26 protein-coding genes, 1 tRNA gene and 2 other annotated features are annotated in these 21,505 nt (G+C 29.6%); of the genes, 24 read left to right on the forward strand and 3 right to left on the reverse strand.

The features are described from left to right. Positions 1-178: 178 nt before the first annotated feature. The 3 genes from HUU89_RS08665 to HUU89_RS08675 form a co-directional block, all read right to left on the reverse strand. Positions 179-255: transfer RNA gene (locus HUU89_RS08665), tRNA-Arg, on the reverse strand. A 61-nt stretch (positions 256-316) separates the two neighbouring features. Further along, positions 317-787 (reverse strand): metallophosphoesterase family protein, encoded by a 471-nt coding sequence (locus HUU89_RS08670; RefSeq protein WP_117864403.1) that lies wholly within the window; start codon positions 785-787, stop codon positions 317-319. Between the two features lie 33 nt (positions 788-820). Then, positions 821-1,726: a hypothetical protein gene (locus tag HUU89_RS08675; RefSeq protein ID WP_175301548.1), complete on the reverse strand. Its 906-nt coding sequence runs from the start codon at positions 1,724-1,726 to the stop codon at positions 821-823. A gap of 111 nt (positions 1,727-1,837) precedes the next feature. On the opposite strand from HUU89_RS08675, the gene HUU89_RS08680 reads away from it, so the two are divergent. The 24 genes from HUU89_RS08680 to ruvA all read left to right on the forward strand — a co-directional run bounded on the left by HUU89_RS08680 (position 1,838) and on the right by ruvA (position 21,505). Next, positions 1,838-1,987, forward strand: a complete 150-nt coding sequence (locus HUU89_RS08680) for a hypothetical protein (protein WP_022002244.1) — start codon at positions 1,838-1,840, stop codon at positions 1,985-1,987. Further along, the gene (locus tag HUU89_RS08685; protein ID WP_022002243.1) at positions 1,984-2,904 is read left to right on the forward strand and encodes a hypothetical protein; all 921 of its coding nucleotides are present in this window, start codon (positions 1,984-1,986) and stop codon (positions 2,902-2,904) included. Before HUU89_RS08680 ends, HUU89_RS08685 begins: the two co-directional genes overlap by 4 nt. Before the next feature lie 76 nt (positions 2,905-2,980). Continuing rightward, positions 2,981-4,264 carry a trigger factor gene (gene tig, locus HUU89_RS08690; RefSeq protein WP_107029915.1) on the forward strand — a complete coding sequence of 428 codons (1,284 nt, stop codon included), beginning with the start codon at positions 2,981-2,983 and terminating at the stop codon, positions 4,262-4,264. A 43-nt stretch (positions 4,265-4,307) separates the two neighbouring features. Continuing rightward, positions 4,308-6,629 carry an endopeptidase La gene (gene lon, locus HUU89_RS08695; protein WP_032091604.1) on the forward strand — a complete coding sequence of 774 codons (2,322 nt, stop codon included), beginning with the start codon at positions 4,308-4,310 and terminating at the stop codon, positions 6,627-6,629. A 52-nt stretch (positions 6,630-6,681) separates the two neighbouring features. Beyond that, positions 6,682-7,281 carry a ribosome biogenesis GTP-binding protein YihA/YsxC gene (gene yihA / locus HUU89_RS08700; RefSeq protein WP_032091603.1) on the forward strand — a complete coding sequence of 200 codons (600 nt, stop codon included), beginning with the start codon at positions 6,682-6,684 and terminating at the stop codon, positions 7,279-7,281. A gap of 61 nt (positions 7,282-7,342) precedes the next feature. Then, a complete protein-coding gene (locus HUU89_RS08705; RefSeq protein ID WP_032091602.1) occupies positions 7,343-8,032 on the forward strand; it encodes a LysM peptidoglycan-binding domain-containing protein in 690 nt (229 codons plus the stop codon). Next, entirely contained in the window at positions 8,001-8,921 is a 921-nt protein-coding gene (locus HUU89_RS08710) for a hypothetical protein (RefSeq protein WP_175301549.1), read from the forward strand. The genes HUU89_RS08705 and HUU89_RS08710 overlap by 32 nt, the downstream gene beginning before the upstream one ends. Positions 8,922-8,936: 15 nt before the next feature. Then, positions 8,937-9,144: a binding site (T-box leader), on the forward strand. A 32-nt stretch (positions 9,145-9,176) separates the two neighbouring features. After that, positions 9,177-9,851, forward strand: coding sequence for a hypothetical protein (locus HUU89_RS08715; protein ID WP_032091600.1), 675 nt, complete (start codon positions 9,177-9,179; stop codon positions 9,849-9,851). Continuing rightward, positions 9,829-12,450, forward strand: coding sequence for a valine--tRNA ligase (locus HUU89_RS08720; protein WP_317992335.1), 2,622 nt, complete (start codon positions 9,829-9,831; stop codon positions 12,448-12,450). Before HUU89_RS08715 ends, HUU89_RS08720 begins: the two co-directional genes overlap by 23 nt. 125 nt (positions 12,451-12,575) lie before the next feature. After that, a complete protein-coding gene (locus tag HUU89_RS08725; protein ID WP_167389340.1) occupies positions 12,576-12,734 on the forward strand; it encodes a hypothetical protein in 159 nt (52 codons plus the stop codon). A gap of 67 nt (positions 12,735-12,801) precedes the next feature. After that, positions 12,802-13,185, forward strand: a complete 384-nt coding sequence (locus HUU89_RS08730) for an SPOR domain-containing protein (protein WP_032091598.1) — start codon at positions 12,802-12,804, stop codon at positions 13,183-13,185. A 93-nt stretch (positions 13,186-13,278) separates the two neighbouring features. Further along, positions 13,279-13,737 carry a biotin transporter BioY gene (locus HUU89_RS08735; RefSeq protein ID WP_254697739.1) on the forward strand — a complete coding sequence of 153 codons (459 nt, stop codon included), beginning with the start codon at positions 13,279-13,281 and terminating at the stop codon, positions 13,735-13,737. Then, positions 13,738-14,421, forward strand: a complete 684-nt coding sequence (gene radC, locus HUU89_RS08740; protein ID WP_119362975.1) for a RadC family protein — start codon at positions 13,738-13,740, stop codon at positions 14,419-14,421. 23 nt (positions 14,422-14,444) lie between these two features. Further along, complete coding sequence (gene mreC, locus HUU89_RS08745; RefSeq protein WP_022002231.1) at positions 14,445-15,326, forward strand: rod shape-determining protein MreC; 882 nt, start codon at positions 14,445-14,447, stop codon at positions 15,324-15,326. Continuing rightward, positions 15,316-15,840, forward strand: a complete 525-nt coding sequence (locus tag HUU89_RS08750; RefSeq protein WP_175301551.1) for a hypothetical protein — start codon at positions 15,316-15,318, stop codon at positions 15,838-15,840. Before mreC ends, HUU89_RS08750 begins: the two co-directional genes overlap by 11 nt. After that, positions 15,824-16,399: a hypothetical protein gene (locus HUU89_RS08755; RefSeq protein ID WP_032091593.1), complete on the forward strand. Its 576-nt coding sequence runs from the start codon at positions 15,824-15,826 to the stop codon at positions 16,397-16,399. The genes HUU89_RS08750 and HUU89_RS08755 overlap by 17 nt, the downstream gene beginning before the upstream one ends. After that, complete coding sequence (gene minD / locus HUU89_RS08760) at positions 16,392-17,171, forward strand: septum site-determining protein MinD (protein WP_022002228.1); 780 nt, start codon at positions 16,392-16,394, stop codon at positions 17,169-17,171. Before HUU89_RS08755 ends, minD begins: the two co-directional genes overlap by 8 nt. A gap of 26 nt (positions 17,172-17,197) precedes the next feature. Beyond that, positions 17,198-17,734: a peptidoglycan DD-metalloendopeptidase family protein gene (locus HUU89_RS08765; RefSeq protein ID WP_175301552.1), complete on the forward strand. Its 537-nt coding sequence runs from the start codon at positions 17,198-17,200 to the stop codon at positions 17,732-17,734. Between the two features lies 1 nt (position 17,735). Next, entirely contained in the window at positions 17,736-18,440 is a 705-nt protein-coding gene (locus HUU89_RS08770; RefSeq protein WP_175301553.1) for a site-2 protease family protein, read from the forward strand. 41 nt (positions 18,441-18,481) lie between these two features. Then, positions 18,482-18,552: a sequence feature (ribosomal protein L21 leader region), on the forward strand. A gap of 16 nt (positions 18,553-18,568) precedes the next feature. Further along, the gene (gene rplU / locus HUU89_RS08775) at positions 18,569-18,880 is read left to right on the forward strand and encodes a 50S ribosomal protein L21 (RefSeq protein ID WP_032091590.1); all 312 of its coding nucleotides are present in this window, start codon (positions 18,569-18,571) and stop codon (positions 18,878-18,880) included. Next, entirely contained in the window at positions 18,880-19,203 is a 324-nt protein-coding gene (locus HUU89_RS08780; protein ID WP_032091589.1) for a ribosomal-processing cysteine protease Prp, read from the forward strand. Before rplU ends, HUU89_RS08780 begins: the two co-directional genes overlap by 1 nt. Before the next feature lie 4 nt (positions 19,204-19,207). After that, positions 19,208-19,492 carry a 50S ribosomal protein L27 gene (gene rpmA / locus HUU89_RS08785; protein ID WP_022002223.1) on the forward strand — a complete coding sequence of 95 codons (285 nt, stop codon included), beginning with the start codon at positions 19,208-19,210 and terminating at the stop codon, positions 19,490-19,492. Positions 19,493-19,537: 45 nt separating this feature from the next. After that, a complete protein-coding gene (gene obgE / locus HUU89_RS08790) occupies positions 19,538-20,818 on the forward strand; it encodes a GTPase ObgE (protein WP_175301554.1) in 1,281 nt (426 codons plus the stop codon). A 129-nt stretch (positions 20,819-20,947) separates the two neighbouring features. After that, a complete protein-coding gene (ruvA, locus tag HUU89_RS08795; protein ID WP_175301555.1) occupies positions 20,948-21,505 on the forward strand; it encodes a Holliday junction branch migration protein RuvA in 558 nt (185 codons plus the stop codon).

The following is a 21,505-nucleotide window of genomic DNA, read 5'->3' on the forward strand; positions in this document are numbered from 1 at the left end:
GGCGTGTGCTCTATCCAGCTGAGCTACGTAGACATTGCTTACTTTCAACTGCTCATATATATTAGCATGAATATGAAATGATTGCAATAAAAAATCACAATTTTTTTAAATTTATATTTTATATTTTGAAGAGATATATATAAAATAAAAAACAACCCGAAGGTTGTTGTTTATTAAATGGCGTCCACGAAGGGATTCGAACCCCTGACCGCACGCTTAGAAGGCGTGTGCTCTATCCAGCTGAGCTACGTAGACATTGCTTACTTTCAACTGCTCAACTAGAATAGCATATATTTTTTTAAAAAGCAATACTTTTTTAAAAATCATCTAAATTTTTGAATTCAACCTTTAAATCTTTACCTTCTACATAAATAACACAATAACTTCGATTACTTCCTCCACGAGGTAAAGTTGTAGATCCAGGATTAATAAGTGTATAACCATCAACTTCTTTATACATAGGAACATGCGTATGTCCTGAAAGTAGTACATCACAGTTTGCTTCTTGCAAAGTATAGATCATACTTGTTTCACGATCCATATATCCAAAACGATGCCCATGAGCAACTAAAAAGTTTAAATCTTCAACTTTAAATTTGATTTGATTTGGAAAATCACTATACCAATCATTGTTTCCTTTAACACATAACCAATCTTGCATCATATATGTTTCAGCTTCACTATCACCACAGTGAACATAATAATCTCCATCGGGTTCTAGTTCCTTTACACGATTAATCATTTGATGATAACCATGACTATCTGACATTACTACTATTTTTTTCATTTTCATCACCAAAAACATTATAACAAAACTTTACTAGATTTGTACAATATTATCGATTGATGTACTTACATTTTGATCTTCTTGAATAAGTTCATTATTAATATAGATATGGACTGAACTAACATCAGGAAGTGATAAAAATGATTTTTCAAGACGACTATAAAGAGTAGGGGGAATATTTTCGCTATTATCTAGAATACGTGATGATAAATAGATAGAAAGTAAGCCATCGTTTAATTGTGATTTTTTAGTTGTTTCTACTTTAGTATTATTTTCAAAATGATCTAATAATAAAGATACTTTTTGATCAATTGTTTGATTTGTGTTTTGAATACGTGTTGTTGTAGGAATATAATATGTTTTTCCAGCAATTTCTTTTTCGTTATAAACAAGGACGGAAGAGGTTTGATAAAGATCAAAAGTGGATGTTTCAAAGTTATTAATACCTAAATTAGGAGTGATACAACTTAATGGTATTGTTGTATTTTCAAATGAAGAAACAGCTTTACCATCTATTTTCATATTGATTTTAGAAATACCATCTTTACAAAATAAATAGCTAAGAGCTTCACAAATATCTAAAGCTTGTTGATTATTTGATACTTTAAAATTATTTGTAAAATCAAATGTAAGTTGATTACTTTCCATAATTAAAGCATTAAGTTCTAATTTCTTATTAAAAATAGGATAAAGTCCTAATTGAGTAAAATCTTTTGATTTCATTGTTTCAATAATCCCTCGAATATTATTTTCCTTATTATCCTTAACACCAATATCTACAGAAACAGGAATAAGCGTTTCATCTTGATCTTTAAAAATAACTGTTTGCATATTAGCTTTCTTTTTCACTGTTTTAACATCATCATTTTTAAAATAAACAAAGGTTGCAAAAGCACATAAAAAAATCATTGAAATATTTCTTAAATATTTTTTATACATGAAATCACCTCACTATTTAAAATATGAAAAGAGTGATAAAATAGTCTTAAAATTTGCCTTTTTTAAAGATTTATTTTATATTATAATAGCGAAAATGAAGGAGGGATAGTTGTGCCACTTACTGATGATGATTTTGTGAAGACTGGGAAACTAGAGGGTTATAGTGAAATGATTCAAAAATTACATGAAGAAGAACAAACACAACCCGAAATCACTTATGATTTACAATTAGATGATGATGAGGATGAAGAAGAAAAATGATAGAAGATTTAATTGAAACAGGTCAATATAAAGAAGCGTTGCAATATTTAAATGATATGGATAATGAACAAGTACGTTATCAAAGACTTGTTTGTTTATATGGATTGAAAGAGTTACAACAAGCTAAAAGAGAAGGTATGAAAGCAAAAGTTCTTGCTGGAGAAACTTATTATGATGTTGTTGCTATTTATGTATCGATTTTAAAAGATTTAGAAGAGTTTGAAGAAGCTATTAATATTATTGTAGAGGAATTATCAATGCCTTATATTCCTTATCAATATGAAACAGTTTTTAATGCAGCTTATGATGAACTGTTATTAGCGAAACAAGAAGCATCTTTTGATGGGGTGACTCAAAAAGTCTTTAATGAAGAAGATATTGAAAATATTTTAACTAAAAAAGATACAAATGAAGATTTACTTTATATGGCTATTGAACAAATGGAAGGTATGAATATTCGTCGTATGATTGTTCCTATTCGTCAATTTATTAGAGATAATGATCAACCTGATTTTGCCAAAAGTTTATTAATAGAATTAATGATTGATCAAGAAATTGATGAAGATTTGGAAGTTGTTAAAAAAGGTGTGCACTACGACATTAACCCAAGTTATGCCCCAATGGTCTTGAATCAAGAATCTGGTGTTGAAATTTATAAATTGTTGATGGATGCTTTAGAAGATGATAATCCATCTTTACTTACGATGTGTGAACAATTTTTAAATTTTTATCTTTATTCAATCTATCCAAAATATATTGATGAACAAGATTATCGTAGTATTGCAGGAGCTATTCATTATCATTTAGCATCTTTACAATATATAGATATTGAATTAGAAGATATTGAGTATTTATATAATTGCAATCAAGAGGATGTAAAAGATGTATTGGAAACAATACAATCAATCGAATATTAAAATTTATTAATATAGTTGAATTTAAAAAAAGGTTAGTATATAATGTCTTTTGATACGGAATAAGGAGAAATATATAATGAGAACAACTACAAAAAAATTAGAAAATGCTGTTACTCAAATTAAAGTAACATTTGATAAAAAAGAATGGGCAGAAGCTCAAGACGCTGCTTTAAAAAGATTAGCTACAAGAGTTAAATTAGATGGTTTCAGACCTGGTAAAGCTCCAGTTGCTATGATTAAAGCTAGACTTGGAAAACAAGCTATCTATGATGAAGCTACTGATCAAATCTTACAAAAAAGATATGCTGATATCATGAAAAAAGCTGAAGTTGCTCCAATTGCTCAACCAACATTAAATATTGATAGTGTTGATAATGATAACTTAAAAATTACAATTTTATGTCCTGTTAAACCTGAAGTTGAATTAGGTGAATACAAAGGATTAGAAGTTAAAAAAGGTAGAGTAACTGTTGCTAAAAAAGATATCGAAGCACAAGTTGAAAACTATCGTCATCAATTCGCTGAATTAACAACTAAAGAAAACGGTGAAGTTGCTAAAGGTGATACAGTAGTTATGGACTTTGAAGGATTCATCGATGGTGAAGCATTCGAAGGTGGAAAAGCTGAAAATCATTCATTAGAAATCGGTTCTGGACAATTCATTCCAGGTTTTGAAGATCAAATGATCGGTATGACTTGTGAAAATGAAAAAGATGTTGTTGTAACATTCCCAGAAGATTATCAAGCTACTGAATTAGCTGGTAAAGAAGCTACATTCAAAGTAACTGTTCATGAAATTAAAGAAAAAGTTTTACCTGAAGCTGATGATGAATTAGCTAAAGATGTTAACATCGAAGGTGTTGAAACTTTAGATCAATTAAAAGATCATATTAAAGCTCAATTAAAATCACAAAAAGAAAATGAAGTAGAAAATAAATTCTTCTCTGATTTAACTCAAGCTTTAATTGAATGTTGTAAAGTAGAAGATAGCGAAGCTTTATTAAATTCTGAATTAGATACAATGTTAAGAGAAGTTGAAATGAACTTGCAACAACAAGGTTTATCATTTGAATTATATGAACAATTCACTGGTAAAAACAAAGATGCTATCAAAGCTGATTTAACTGATCAAGCAAAAGACAGAGTTAAATTAAACTTAATCTTAGCTGCTATCGTTGAAGCTGAAAATATTGAAGTAACTGATGAAGAACGTAATAGCGAATTAGAAACAATCGCAAATACATATAATAGAGACTTAGAAGAAATCAAACAAATCTTCGCTCAAAATATGTACCAAATCGATGCTGATATTTTAAATAGAAAAGCGTTAGACGTTGTTAAAGAAAACTTAAAGAAATAGTTTAAAAGACGCGTAAGCGTCTTTTTAAAAAAGGAGGATTATTATGAGTGAAAGTACATTATTAACCCTTCCTGTTGTGTGCACAAGAGGAATGATTGTCTTTCCGGGTAACCGTTTATCATTAGATGTTGGTCGCCCCCTTAGTTTAAAAGCACTTGAACTTTCAAGTCGTGACTTTGATAACAATATCCTATTTGTATCACAAATCAATCCTATTGTTGATGATCCAAAATATGATGATGTTTATCATGTTGGAACTTTATGTAAAATTGAAAAGAAAATCCGTCGCGATAGTGCAGGGACAATCAAATTAACTGTTACTGGAGAAAAAAGAGTTGCTCTTCGAGATTTTAAAATTGAAGATGGTTCAATTTTTTCAACAGCTGAAGTTTTAGAAGATATTTATGGAGACACAAATGAAGAAGTTGCTTTAGTAAGAAAAACAACAGCTTATTTTGAACAAGCAAGACGTCATATGCCTCATATTCCAGCTGAAAGCTTAACATTGCTTTCAAATGGAACATCAGCTAGTTTACTTGCTGATACAATTGGTCAATATTTACCAATTGATTTAGATAGAAAACAAAAAATTCTTGAAGAACAAAGAATTAATGAAAGATTATTCTTAGTAGCAAGTTCTATTGAATCTGAAAAAATGATTAGTCAATTAGAAGATACAATCAATAGAAAAGTCAAAGAAAGTATTGATGAAAATCAAAAAGAATACTATCTAAGAGAAAAATTAAGAGCTATTAAAGATGAACTTGGTGATACTGTTGATAAAGGGGACGATGCTGATCAAATTCGTAAAGAATTAGCTGAAAATCCATATCCTCAATATATCAAGGATAAAATTGAAGAAGAATTACGTCGTTTTGAAGCTATGCCACCAGCATCTTCAGAAGCGAACGTTGTAAGAACTTATATTGATTGGGTGATGAAAACACCTTGGTATCAAGAAACTAAAGATGAAGAGGATATTTCTAAAATTGAAGCTATTTTAGAAGAAGATCATTTTGGTTTAGAAAAAGTAAAAGAAAGAATTGTTGAACACTTAGCAGTTAAACAAATGACACAATCTTTAAAAGCACCAATTATCTGTTTAGCAGGTCCACCAGGTGTGGGGAAAACAAGTATTGCTAAAAGTATTGCCCGTGCTTTAGATCGTAAATTTGTTAAAGCTTCTTTAGGTGGGGTAAGAGACGAAGCAGAAGTTCGTGGACATCGTCGTACTTATTTAGGATCAATGCCTGGACGTATCATTCAAGGAATGAAAAAAGCTGGTGTTGTAAATCCTGTCTTCTTATTAGATGAAATTGATAAGATGGCAAGTGATTATAAAGGAGATCCTACAAGTGCAATGCTTGAAGTTTTAGACCCTGAACAAAATTCTCAATTCTCTGATAACTATATCGAAGAACCATATGATTTATCTAAAGTTTTATTCATTGCGACTGCTAATGATTTAGGAGGAATTCCTGGACCACTTAGAGATCGTCTTGAAATTATTGAAGTTTCAAGTTATACAGAACAAGAAAAATTAATGATTGTTAAAGAACATTTAATTAAAAAACAATTAGATGCGCATTCATTAAAACCTGAACAAATGATTATTTCTGATGATATCATCATGGAAATCATTCAACACTATACACGTGAAGCAGGTGTTCGTGAACTTGAAAGATATATTGCTAAATTATGTCGTAAAACTGTTTTAGCTATCTTAAAAGAAAAAGTTGAATCAGTTACAATTGATCAAGATAAACTTGTTGAATTCTTAGGAAAAGCACCATTTGATCATACTAAGAAACTTCCTCGTCCTCAAGTAGGTGTTGTTACTGGTATGGCATATACTCAATTTGGTGGAGATATTTTACCAATTGAAGTCAATCATTTTGATGGTACTGGTAAATTTATTATTACTGGTCAATTAGGTGATGTAATGAAAGAATCTGCTTCAATTGCATTAGATTATTTAAAAGCTAACAAAGAAAAATATGGCTTAGATGATAAAGCCTTTGAAAAACAAGATATTCATATCCATGTTCCAGAAGGAGCTATCAAAAAAGATGGTCCATCTGCAGGGGTAACTCTTACAACAGCTATCTATTCAGCGTTTACAAATAAACCTGTAAGAGATGATGTTGCGATGACTGGAGAAATCACTTTACGTGGAAATGTTCTACCAATTGGTGGATTAAAAGAAAAATCTATTTCAGCACATCGTTCTGGAATTAGAAAAATCATCATTCCTAAAGAAAATGAAAAGGATATCGAAGATATCCCAGAATCAGTAAGAAATGATTTAGAAATTGTTTTAGCTGATCATATCGATACAGTTTTAGAACATGCAATTGTTAAATAACGGAAACTTGAATTTCCGTTATTTTTTTTGTACAATAAAAAAGGTGAGAAAAATGGTAAAAATTAAAAAAGCAGAATATATATTATCAGCCGCATGGAAAAGCCAATGGCCTGAAGAAAGCTTTCCAGAAATGTGTTTAGCTGGACGATCAAATGTTGGAAAAAGTAGTTTTATTAATGCGATGTTATCTAGAAATGGTCTTGCAAAAGTATCAAGTACGCCAGGTAAAACAAGAACTTTGAATTTCTTTAATGTCAATGATGCACTTTATTTTGTAGATGTTCCTGGATATGGATATGCCAAAGTTGCTAATAATGTCACAAAACAATTCGGTAAAACGATGGATGAATATATTAGTGAAAGACAAACTTTAAGAGGTTTTATTTTACTTGTAGATTATCGTCATAAACCAACAAAAGATGATGTGATGATGTATGAGTTTGTTAAACATCATGGTGTACCTGTCATTGTCGTTGCGACTAAAGAAGATAAACTTAAACGTAATGATTTAAAGAAAAATGAAAAATTAATTAAAGATACATTACATTTTGATCCAAGTGATACATTTATTCGTTTTTCAAGTTTAAAGAAAAAAGGAATTCAAGAAGCTTGGAATGCAATTTATGAATTGTGTGATTTAGATTTTGAGTAGGGAAACCTACTTTTTTTCATATCTGATGATTTATTGCATAGACTTTGTTAGGAGGATGACTATGCAAAAAATATTTTACGAAAAGGAAATTGATTTATTACATCAATTAAAGGAATTAGTTTCTTTAACGGTTGATGAATCTATCGACTATAAGATTGAAGATCATGGTGTTAGAGCAGTGGGGAGTCTTGCTATTAAAGGAGAATATATTAGTCAAGAAAAAAGACATTTTTTAGAAAATGTGGAATTAGATGTTTATGCGGATGATCAAAAGATTATAGATCATCAAGATTTTCATTTAAAGGTTGAAGATTTTCATTATGATATTATTGATGGTAATTTGAAAATTAAAATTGAAGTTGGAGTGTATGGGGTTGAAGAAGGTGAAAATCGTTATATTCAACTTGATGAAGATCCTATTGATGAAATTGAAAAATTATCAAGGGATGTTGAGACGCAAACGATAAATGAACAAGTCGTTGCTGAGGCACCCGAAGAAATTCAAGATGTTGAAAAGTTACAAGAAAAAATTTATGAAACGAAAGAAAAAGAAGAAAAGGTTGATGATGACGAGGATCTAGGTGTTTATTATTTATATGTCGTTTTACCAAATGATACGTATGCTTCAATAGCTAGACAATACCAGGTAGATGAAAAAATGATTAGAGACTATAATCAAGATCTAAATTTAGATGCAGGACAAATTCTTATTATTCCTTATGCTCCAAAAGATCATTCAAACAAAGTATAATTTAGACGTAATTGGACTGATTCAAATCAGTCCGCATGTCTATAAAGTGAAAACAGCTAATCATTTTTATTGTGTTAAGATTGTTGATGAAAAGAAACTAGAAGTTGCTTATCAACATCTTAATACCTTACATCTCCATCATTTTATTCATTTGATATTAAATAATGAACAACACTATTTTACACCTTTTCAAGATCAATATATCTATCTTATGCCTTATTTACAAGAAGATAATCATATAAAAAAAGGAATGAAAATAAAAACATATTATCAAATCCTAGCGTATTTACACAATCATTCTTTTTTTATGCAACATGAAGAAGATGCTTTTTTTAAAAAGCAGTATGATGATCTTTTTTCTTTGATTCAACAAAGAAAAAATGATTATGAAGAATTAATGAGAGAATTTGAATTTAGAAAATTTAAATCTCCAGCAGGTTGGATGCTTGTTTTAAATTATTATCGTATCGTTCATTATTTAAATCAAGCACATTATTATTTAAGTCAATATCAAGAAATAATGAAAGGTAAAAATGAAATTAGACTTTCTTTAACGTATAATCATTTTAATAAGGAACATATTTTTGTTAGTGATGAAACACTTATTTCAATTGATCGAATGAAAATTAATTATTGTATTTATGATTTGATAGATATTTTTCAAAATCATGATGAACTCTATGATAGTTTACCGTTATTAGAATATTATTTAAAAGAAGTAAAGCTTTTAAAAGAAGAAAAAATCTTAATGCAATGTATTTTATCAATTGTTCCACAAGTTCAATTAAATTTACAAGAAGAAGTCAATATTTATCAAATGTCAAAATTAATTTGTTATTTAGATGGTTTACAAGAAATATTCAAAAAGTTAATGATTGACGAGAAATAGTCTATTTGATAGAATAGAACTGCAATGATTTGGAGGAGTAGTTCTTCTTTGTTTGATAGAGAGTCCCGTTTGCTGGAAAGGGATAAATGAAAAGAGTGAAGGTAGCCAAGGAGCATGTTAGATGAAATGAAGTAGTTTAACACGTAGAACTGCGTTAAAGTTTTAAGGTGCTAAGTTTTATGCTTAGAACTAAGGTGGTATCGCGATATAAGTCGTCCTTAGAGGGATGGCTTTTTTATTTTAAGGAGGAAAAAGATGAATTATTTTACAGAGTATTGGTATGTATGGATTATTTTTGCTATCATGTGTGTGTTCTTGTTTAGTTTTTATGGTAAAAAATTTAAACAATTAAAAGAAAAAAGAAAGCAATATGAAGAAAAATTAGCTCAAGAAAAAGATATGTTTTCTCATCTTACAAGTGATGTTTTTGATAAGATTGAACCAATTGATCTAACAAGAGCTGTTATTTTTCATATTAATGCGAAAGAAGATCGTCTATATGAAGATGATAACTATGATGGAAATATTATTCCTTATTTGACACATGAGGAATTATTGATTTATACAATGTACCAATTAGAATGTTCTTTAGAAGGGGGAAGAGGTTCAATCCATTCGTTTTTTATAACAGAACCTTATTGTAATTATCGACCTTATTATAAAGAAGCATTTGAAACAATGAAATGTTATGATATTGCTCATTTATTAGAAGAAGCTGAAAAATTAGCTATTTTAATTGAAAACGATCAAGAAGATGAAATTGATGAAACAAGTGAATACGCTACATACAATTTCTCTGATTTTACAAATGAATTTGTTTCTTTATTACGTTCTTCAGGAATTGGTGATAAATTAGGAGAATACATTAAAGAACATAAAGAAAGTTTTATTGAAAAGGATGATGAAAATGAAAAAAGAATTAGCGAGTAAATATGATCATAAAAGTGTTGAAAAAGGTAAATATCAACATTGGTTAGAAAAAGAATATTTTAAAGCAGGAGATGTTTCTAAAAAGCCTTATGCAATCGTTATTCCACCACCAAACGTTACAGGTAAACTTCATTTAGGACATGCTTGGGATACAACTTTACAAGATATGATTATTCGTTATAAAAGAATGCAAGGTTATGATGCTTTATGGCTTCCTGGTATGGACCATGCCGGAATTGCTACACAAGCTAAAGTAGAAGCAAGAATGAGAGAAGAAGGAATTTCTCGTTATGATTTAGGAAGAGAAGGTTTCTTAGAAAAAGCTTGGTCTTGGAAAGAAGAATATGCTTCTATTATTCGTGCTCAATGGGAAAAATTAGGTTTATCTTTAGATTATTCGAAAGAAAGATTTACTTTAGATGAAGGATTATCTCAAGCGGTTAAAGAAGTTTTCGTTCGTTTATATGAAAAAGGATATATTTATCAAGGTAAAAGAATTATTAACTGGGATCCTGTACAAAGAACAGCTTTAAGTAATATCGAAGTTATTCATAAAGAAATTGAAGGGGCAATGTATTATTTCAAATATAAAATTGTAGATAGTGATCAAGAATTAGTCATTGCAACAACACGTCCTGAAACAATGTTTGCCGATCAAGCTATCTTTGTTCACCCTGATGATGAAAGATATAAAGGTTTAGTTGGTAAATATGCAATCAACCCAGCTAATGGTGAAAAATTACCAATTATGGCTGATAGTTATATCGATATGGATTTTGGAACTGCGGTAATGAAATGTACACCTGCTCATGATCCAAATGACTTTGCTTTAGCTAAAAAATACAACTTAGACATGCCTATTTGTATGAATGATGATGGAACAATGAATGAACTTTGTCATAAATATCAAGGTATGGATCGTTTTGAATGTCGTAAACAATTAGTTGCTGATTTTGAAGCAGCGGGTATTGTTGATCATATTGAAAAACATTTACATCAAGTAGGTCACTCAGAAAGATCAGGAGCTATTGTTGAACCTTATTTATCAAAACAATGGTTCGTTAAGATGAAACCATTGGCTGAAGCTGCTTTAGCTAATCAAAAGAAAGATTCTAAAGTAAACTTTGTACCAGAAAGATTTGAAAAAACATTTACACAATGGATGGAAAATATCGAAGATTGGTGTATTTCACGTCAATTATGGTGGGGACATCAAGTACCAGCATGGTATCATAAAGAAACAGGTGAAGTTTATGTTGGAAAAACTGCACCAGAAGATACCGAAAACTGGACACAAGATGAAGATGTCTTAGATACTTGGTTCTCTAGTGCATTATGGCCATTTTCAACATTAGGTTGGCCTAATACAGAAGATCCTTTATTTAAAAGATACTTCCCAACAAATACTTTAGTTACAGGATATGATATTATTTTCTTCTGGGTAAGTCGTATGATTTTCCAATCATTAGAATTTACAGGTCAAAGACCATTTGAACATGTTTTGATTCATGGTTTAATTCGTGATGAACAAGGAAGAAAAATGTCTAAATCATTAGGTAATGGGGTTGACCCAATGGATGTTATCGATCAATACGGTGCTGATACATTAAGATTCTTCTTAACTACAAATTCAGCACCAGGTATGGATTTAAGATATATTCCTGAAAAACTAGAAGCATCATGGAATTTTATTAATAAAATTTGGAACTCAGCAAGATTCGTTTTAATGAATATTGATGAAGATTTAGAATATAAGGATTTAAAATTTGATCATTTAAATTTATGTGATAAATGGATTTTAAATCGTTTAAATAACGTAATTGAAGAAGTAGATGCCAACATGGATAAATTTGAATTCGTTAATGTTGGTAGCGAATTATATAAATTCATTTGGGATGATTTCTGTTCATGGTATATCGAACTTACAAAAGTTCATTTAAATAGTGACAATGAAGTTGAAAAACAAGCAAGTGCTCATACTCTTGTTTATGTATTAAATGCAATCGTTAGAATGTTACATCCATTCATGCCATTTGTAACTGAAGAAATTTATCAAGCAATTCCACATTTAGAAGAATCAATTTGTATTTCTAAATATCCAACAGTAAATCCTGATTTCAATGATGAAAACATCAACAAACAATTTACTTATTTAATGGATATTGTTAAAGGTGTTCGTGAAATTCGTGCAAACTATACAATTAAAAATGCAATCGAAGTGGAATACTCAATTGAAACAAAAGATGAAAACTTACAAGCTTTATTAGACCAATGTGTTCCTTACTTAAAGAAATTATGTAATGCAACTTGTGTTGGTTATAATCAAGAAGCTTCTAAAGATGTTGCGACAGCAATGATTCAAGGTGGTAATACATTGATCGTTGAACTTGGTGCTTATGTTGATAAAGAAGCAGAAAAACAAAAATTACAAGCTGAACTTCAAAAACTTGAAGGGGAAATTAAACGTTGTACAAATATGTTAAGTAATGAAAAATTTGTATCAAAAGCACCTCAAGCAAAAGTTGATAGTGAACGTCAAAAATTAGAAGATTATACATCTAAATATAATGCTGTTAAAGAAAAATTAGCAGCTATGTAAAATCAAGTTTGAAAAAACTTGATTTTTTTTAATTTTTAAAAGAAAAATACTCAAAAAATGTCTATATAAATAGTGAGGAAGTTAGTGGGTGTCTGTTCCTTAAATAAAAAAAGGAGGAAATGAAAATGCAAGAATTACAATTAACAAATCAAATGGAAATTATTGGTGGAGGAGTAGGAACATGGATTGTCTGTGTTGTTGTGGGAGCAGCCGTTTATAAAATGTTATATTCTTCTAGTGGTCGTATTTCAATTCCAAGACTTGTTTCTATTGAATGGAGATAATAGATGAAGGTACTTCGGTACCTTCATATTCTTTATTAATTTTCATAGACTAGAAAGAGGTGAGTCTATGAAAAAGAAAGGAATGCTTATTTTTACTTTTTTGATGCTTTTATGTAATACACTAACTATGTATTATGTAAATCGAGCACTTAAACAAGAAATCAATATCTATGTTGTCCAAGTAGGACGCTATAAAGAAAAAGCAAATGCTGAAAATACAATGAAACAAATAGAAGAATTAGGATATAAGAGTTCTATGTATCAAGATCAAGAGTATGTTGTTATTACTGATATTTTTATAAAACAAAAAGAGGCACATCAACAAGCAAAAGAGATTGCTGAAAAAGGAAATACATGTGTGGTTAAAGAATATTTTATAGATGATCGTTATCAAGAGAAGATTGAAAAAAAAGAATATAATGCAATTTATCAATTTTTAAAAACAAATTGACAAGGAAGTCACTCTTTGATAGTATGCTTTCAGGGGGTGAAAACTTTGAACTTCAAAACAAAAGAAATGTGTTATTGCGCACTTATGGCATGTATGATGGCTATATTTTCGCAAATTAAAATTGATTTACCAGGATATGTACCAATTACATTACAAACCTTTATGGTTTGTTTAATTGCATTGATTGCTCCTTGTAAAGTAGCAGTTAGTGCATGTGTTGTTTATTTGTTGATGGGAGCGGTTGGTTTACCTGTTTTTGCTGGATTTCAAGGTGGTATGGGATCACTTTTAGGTTATAGTGGGGGATATATCTTTTCGTTTCCAATAATGGTCTATGTTATTTCAAAATTAAAAACAAGAGTTCCTATTGGTTTAGCATGTATTATTGGAAGTGTGATCTGCTATTTTATTGGAACACTGTGGTTTATGTTTGTGACGAAGATGAATTTAAGTGCTTCTTTAATGATGTGTGTTGTTCCTTTTATACCTGGAGATCTTATAAAAATAGTATTAGCCTATTGTTTAAGTAAAAAAATAAAAGTAAAGCTTTAAATGATGTTGAATTGTCCTCGATTTGAAAGACCAAGAGAAAAAGCAATTTATAATGGGATTGAAACTTTATCGAATCAAGAATTAATTGCAGTAATTTTAAGAACAGGAAATAAAGAAATGTCTGTTTTAAATTTGGCTTCTTTATTATTAGAAGAAATAGGAGGGTTCCAAGCTTTAAAAGATGTAGACTATTATCAATTAACGAAAATCAAAGGTATTAAACAAGCAAAAGCAATTGAATTAATGGCAAGTATAGAACTTGCGAAAAGAATGCAAAAAGAAAATACAAAAAGATTTGTTATTAAAGAACCTCAAGATGGTTATGAATATATTAAACATAAATTGATGTTTGAAAAACAGGAAAAAGTCATTTTACTTTGTTTAAATAGCCGTTTAGAAATCATTCAAGAGAAATTATTATTTATAGGAAGTGGAGATGCTTCTATGTTAGAAACAAAAGAGGTATTTCAACATACACTTAGATGTGGTGCTAATCGAATTATTTTGATACATAATCATCCAAGTGGAAATCCTGCACCATCTGTAGAAGATGAACTAATAACGCAAAAGATTAAAGAAATGGCGGATTGTTTAGAAATAGAGTTCATAGATCATCTAATTGTTGGTAAGCATTGTTTTTATAGTTTTGCTTCAAAAAAAATCTATCAAAATAAAGAAGATTGATTTTTTTTAGTGAACTCTATATAATGAATGATACTAGAGGTGATTATATGAACAATCGTAGAAAAAAAAGAAATAAAAGAATTATTATTGGTGTTTTTGTCGTTGTTATTTTAGTATCAGTTATTGGTTTTTTTGTAGGGAGAAAACAATCCCGTTTAGAAAAGACATTAAGTAATTCTATTTCTATGATTGAATACTATATTATTAAAAAACCTATTTCTTTTGTAAATGATATCTTTAATGAATATAATGATTTAAAGGATGTTTATGATGAAAATAGAATTTTAAAAGAAAAGTTAGATTCTTATGTCAATATTGAATCTGAAAATGAAGTTTTACAATCAGAAATTAAAAAATTAAAGAAATTAACAGAAATGGATTATCTTCCAAATGATTATAAAACGAAGGCAGCTAGTGTACAAATACGTGATCAAACAAATTGGAATGATGAAATTACAATTGATGCTGGAAGTTTAAATAATGTTCAAGAAGGAATGGCAGTTTGTGATTCTAAAGGAATGATCGGTGTTGTTAGTCATGTAACGGAAATTAGTTCTACTGTTTCGTTACTTACAAGTGAAAATCCATCAAATCAAATTCCAGTAATGATTATTAATGGTGACCAAACGATTTATGGATTATTAAAAAATTATGATGTTAATAAGAAAGTTTTAAATATTACTTTACTTTCAGGAATTGATAAATTAGAAAAAAATGCGAAAGTTTATACTTCTGGTTTAGGTGGAGATGGAAAATGTCCTAAAGGAATTTATATTGGTAAAGCAAAAAAACTGGTAACTCAAAGTGATGGAACAACAATGACTTTAACTGTTAAAATGGCTGCGCAGTTTAAAGATTTATCTTATGTAAGTGTAGTAAAGAAGGTCAATGGTAATGAAGAATAAGCTTGTTAGATATTTAATTATCATGTTTATTTTCTTTGTTATCGACAGTGTTTTACGTTTTTATTTACCATCTTCAATTTTGAAATTAAATTTGACAATTGTTCCTTATGTTGGTGTGATGATGTTTGATTTATTGACGAATACAATTGATGAAGATCATCGTTATATTTTTGCAGGAATTTGTGGAATTTATTTTAGTGTAATTTATGGAAATTCTATTTTTGTATATGTCTTATTGTTCTTTATGTATTCTTTTTTTGAAAAGCGTTATATGAAAAAAGCTGTTATGACTTATTTTGAGGCAATTGTCATCGTTGTTTTGACAATTTTTGTACAGGAGAGTGTGTTATATTCTTTAATGTGGATAACAAATACAACTCAATTAGTGATAACAACATTTCTAATTAAGAGACTACTACCAACATTACTATTCAATATTGTTATTTTTAATGGGGTGTATTTTATCCACGATAAATTAAAACTTGAAGGTGATATTGATGTATATTTTAGTTAAGAATCTTAATGGACGTTTGATTTTTATAATGGATAATGAAGTCGATTTTGAAGTTTTATTAAATGAATTAAAAGGTCTTTTGGTGCAATCTTTCTTTAAAAAGAAGGATTATTACCCAAAGGCCTTTTTTGATTTGAAGGGTCGAATTTTGGAAAATGATGAGATATTACAATTTTTTGGTGTTCTTGTAGAATGTAAAAGTCTCTTGTTTGGTGGTTTTATAGAAGAAAAAACGGAGGAGAAAAAAGAATTAAGAATGATCGATGCTTCTATACATGCGGGAGAAAAAATAGAAATTTATGAAGATACATTAATTACAGGTAAAATCAATCCAGGGGCCATTGTTCAAGTGTATGCTAAATTATATGTCATGCAAGGTGTTTTTGGGATTATAGAAGGCCAAAGTGAAGAAGCTTGTATTTCCAGTCAAAGATTTAAGAATGCAACAATTCGCTTTTTTGGAAAATCTATACACCATTTTACAACTTTCGAAATGTCACTTGTTTATTATAAAGATAACGATATCGTTGTAGAAAAGGGGGATTACATACATGTCTAGAATCATTACTGTGACATCTGGAAAAGGTGGTGTGGGTAAAAGTAGTATCAGTGTTAATTTAGCAATTGCTTTGGCACATCAAAACTTAAAAGTATGTTTGATTGATGGAGATTTTGGTTTAAAGAATTTAGATGTTATGATGGGATTGGAAAATAGAGTTGTTTATGATTTAAATGATGTGATTTCTGGTAAATGTGAAATTCATCAGGTGTTGGTCAAAGATAAAAGAGAACAAACGCTTTATTTATTACCAGCGTGTAAAACGTTGTCTTTTCAAAATTTAGATGCATCGATCATGGCGGCACTGATTGATTATTTAAAAAATGATTTTGATTTTATTATTGTAGATTCACCAGCAGGAATTGAACAAGGGTTTACTTATGCCTCATCAATTGCTGATGAAGCAATTATTGTTGTTAATCTTGATCTTGCAACATTAAGAGATAATGACCGAGTGATTGGCCTATTGCTTAAAAAGGGAATACAGGATTTAAAGTTGATTATTAATAAAGTGAATTTAGATGATATTGAAGATGGCAAATCATTAACGATCGATGATGCTTTAGATATTTTATCCTTACCACTTTTAGGAATTGTTTATGAAGATCATGAAATGATTGAAGCTAATAATAAAGGACGCCCTGTTTATTTGTTGAAGGGTCATCTTTTACATGATTGTTTTGATAATATCGCACATCGTTTGTTAGGACATAAAAGAGCTTTTGCTAAATGTAAAAGGAGAGGTTTATTAAGTCGTATCTTTTTGGGATGATTTCATATGATGTAATAGGTGATTATATGTCAGATTTGGATGATGTAAGAAAACGCATTGAAAAAAGGAAAAGACCACTTAATGATCATAATTTCAAAAAGCTTTATAATGGGATGGTACGTTTGATGGTTATGATGATTGTTGTTTTAGGTTCATTGATTGTTTTGAAAAATCCAGAACTTGAACAAAAAATATTTAATCAAAAATATTTACAACAATTGATTACCTTTGTTTCACAAAGTGTTTTAGATTTTTTACCAGAAGATGTTAAAGTAAGTCAAGAATTACAATATACCTTGATCAAGGATGACTATTATAAAGGAACAGGAAATCAGGTTCTTGCAATGAATGACGGTAAAGTGATTGATGTAAAAAAACAACAAGTGACTATTTTAGATGAAAATGGTACGGAAATTACTTTTTCTAAGTTAAAAGATATTCAAGTAAAAAAATTTCAGAAAATCAAACAAGGAGATACAATTGCTTTGTATCAACAAAAGTTTAAAATGATATTTGAATATTTAGGAAAACAAATCACTTATCAAGAATATTTGGGGATGTAAAATGAAAATACATCCCCTTACTTATCTTTATTTACTTTTAGCCTTTATATCAGGTTCTTCTTATTATGTGGCTTTTTTATTTTTTTCTATTTTACATGAAATAGGTCATTATCTTGTGGCACTTTATTTTTCTTTTGAAATTGAAAAAATCATGATTCTTCCTTTTGGGGCTTTTTTATCGTTAAAAGATTTAGGAAAACATTATGTTTATGAAGAAATAGGGATGCTTCTTTGTGGTCCATTTATTAATCTTATTTGTTTTATTTTTTTTCTTCTTATAAAAGAACCATTGTTAGCTAAAATCAATATTTATATTTTAATATTCAACTTACTTCCAGTTTATCCTTTGGATGGTTCAAAACTTTTATTATTATTTTTATCTTATTTCATAGATTATCAAAAAGCCATGCAAATACAAATAAAAGTTTCACTATTGTTTATTTGTATTCTATGGATTATTACGAAACAAATAGGGAGAAAAATTATTTTAGGATATTTATTTTATCAAGTTATTTTATATCTTAAAAATTATCGTTTGATTTATATGGAAACATTAATGAGTGATCATCTTAGTAAAAAAAGAGTGAAAATAAATAAACATCTTGAATATTTTCGACCTTATCAAAATATCTATCATTTTCATCAAAGATTTTATGATTTTGACACAATAAAAATTTATTTGATAAAATCTAAGAAATCGCATTGACTTTAATTGGAATATTCAGTATAATGCACTTGTTGTAGACCTCTAGACTACAACCGCACATAAGAGGTATTAAATGCGTTTGCTGCCTTGGTTGGCGAGTCTTAGAAAAAAATTATAGGAGGTGCGGTATGTACGCAATTATCGAAACAGGTGGAAAACAATTAAAAGTTGAAGCTGGTGATGCAATTTTCGTAGAAAAATTAGAAGTTGAAGCAGGAGAAAAAGTTACTTTTGATAAAGTATTATTAGTTGGAGATGAAACTGTAACTATTGGTGCTCCTTACGTTGAAGGTGCTACTGTAGAAGCTACTGTAGAAAAACAAGGTAAAGAAAGAAAAGTAACTATTTATAAATATAACGCTAAAAAACATTACCACAAAAAACAAGGTCATAGACAACCTTATACAAAATTAATTGTTGATTCAATCAACGTTAAATAATGATTAAAGTTCAAATAAAAAGAAATAATAAATATATTACTCAAATTAAAATAAAAGGACATGCCCAGTTTGGTGAATATGGCAAAGATCTTGTGTGTGCTGGCGTAAGTGCTGTAGCTACAGGTATTTGCAATACTCTTGCTAAAAAGGGATTTCTAGAAGAAAAAAAGTGTGCAATTATTTTAAAAAATGGTAATATAATGATAGATGTGTATGAAAATGATGAAATAATGCAAGTGATACTAGAGACTCTTGTGATTAGTTTGGAATCATTTACAGAAGACTATCATCAATATATCAAGATAACCTATGAGGAGGAATAACATCATGATGTTTAAATTAGATTTACAATTATTCGCTTCTAAAAAAGGGGTTGGATCAACTAAAAACGGTCGTGACTCAAAATCAAAAAGATTAGGAGCTAAATTATCAGACGGACAATTCGCTACTGCTGGTTCTATTATTTATAGACAAAGAGGTACTAAAATTCATCCAGGTACTAACGTAGGAAAAGGTGGAGATGACACTTTATTCGCTATGTGTGATGGAATTGTTAAATTCGAAAGAATGGGAAAAGATAGAAAAAAAGTATCAGTTTACCCAGCTGCATAATGAAATCCCTGAAAAGGGATTTTTTTTTGAAAGAGAGGTGGAAGTATGCAATTTATCGATAAAGCTAAAATATATATTGAAGCTGGTAAAGGTGGAGATGGAACGGTGGCTTTTAGACGTGAAGCACATGTTCCAAAAGGTGGACCTGCCGGTGGAGACGGTGGAAAAGGTGGAAGCATTATTTTTGAAGCAACAACATCTTTATCAACGTTATTAGATTTAAAATATAAACGTGTTTATAAGGCACGTCCTGGTGGTAATGGGATGGCTAAAAAAATGCATGGTGCAGATGCAAGTGATTTAGTAATCAAGGTACCAGTGGGGACAGTTATTACGAATGAAGAAACTGGAAAAATTATGGCTGATTTAACAGAAGACAGACAACGTGTCGTTCTTGCTAAAGGTGGTCGTGGTGGAAGAGGAAATGCGCGTTTTGCAACTTCTCGAAATCCTGCACCACAAATTTGTGAAAGAGGAGAACCGGGAGAAAAATTTGATGTTTGCTGTGAGCTTAAATTATTAGCAGATGTTGGACTTGTAGGGTTCCCTTCAGTAGGTAAATCAACATTCTTATCTGTTGTTTCACGTGCAAGACCAGAAATTGCTGATTACCATTTTACGACTATTGTTCCTAATTTAGGAGTCGTTCAAGCAAAAGATGGTCGTAACTTTGTTATGGCTGACCTTCCAGGATTAATTGAAGGGGCAAGTCAAGGTAAAGGACTTGGTCATCAATTTTTAAGACATATTGAAAGATGTCGTGTTATTGTTCATATTATTGATATGGGTGGTATTGAAGGACGTGATCCTTATGAAGATTATTGTACAATTAATGAAGAACTTGGACAATATCAATATCGTTTATTAGAAAGACCACAAATTGTCGTAGCTAATAAAATGGATGAAGAAAATGCTGAAGAAAATTTAAAAGCTTTCAAAGAAAAAGTAGGAGAAGATGTTAAAGTATTCCCTATTTCAGCAATTATTCATGAAGGTGTTGATCAAGTATTATATGCTGTTGCAGATGCTTTAGAAATTGCGCCTAAGTTTGATATGGAAGAAGTAGAAGAAAATACAGTTGTTTATAATTATGAAGAAGAAGAGGCACCATTTGTTGTTCACAATTTAGGTAATGGTCAATGGACAATTACTGGTAAGAAGATTGAACGTCTTGTATCCATGACTTCTCTAGTAAGTGATGATGCAATTAAACGTTTATCTATTAAAATGCGTAATATGGGAATTGATGAAGCTCTTAGAAACGCAGGATGTCAAGATGGAGATGTTGTTTCTATTCTTGATTTTGAATTCGAATTCTATGATTAATGAATCAGGCTTTATGCCTGATTTTTTATTTTCAGTTAATAGATACTATGATATAATTGAGACAAATTTGACACAAATTTGAGACGAAATGATTCGTTTTTTATAATATAATAGTAATAGGAGAAATGTATGTATAGCTATATTAAAGGTTTGATTGTTGATATTCAAAGTGATCATATTGTTTTAGAAAATAATGGGATTGGTTATTTAATTTATGTGAGCAATCCTTATGCTTTTTCTAAAGGAAAAGAAGTGGTTGTTTATCTTTATCAACAAGTAAAAGAAGATGGTATTTTATTGTATGGATTTAATTTAAAAGAAGAAAAAGATTTATTTTTAAAATTGATTTCAGTTAAAGGAATTGGTTGTAAAAGTGCTTGTACAATGCTAGCAAGTGGAGATGTTGAAGGAATTTGTGAAGCTATTGAAAGTGGCAATATGACCTATTTAAAGAAAATACCAGGTATTGGACCTAAAGCAGCAGGACAAATTATTCTTGATTTACAAGGAAAAGTAACTGCTACAAAACAAACTGTCGTTAATCAAGAATTGGAAGAAGCTATGGAAGTATTAATTGCATTAGGTTATAAACAAAGTGAAGTAGATAAAGTTATTAAGAAATTGACAGATGAAAATTTAGATACAAATGGTTATGTCAAAAAAGCATTAAGTTTAATTGTTAAATAG

This window comes from Faecalibacillus sp. H12, from assembly GCF_013361255.1.
GTDB lineage: Bacteria > Bacillota_I > Bacilli_A > Erysipelotrichales > Coprobacillaceae > Faecalibacillus > Faecalibacillus intestinalis.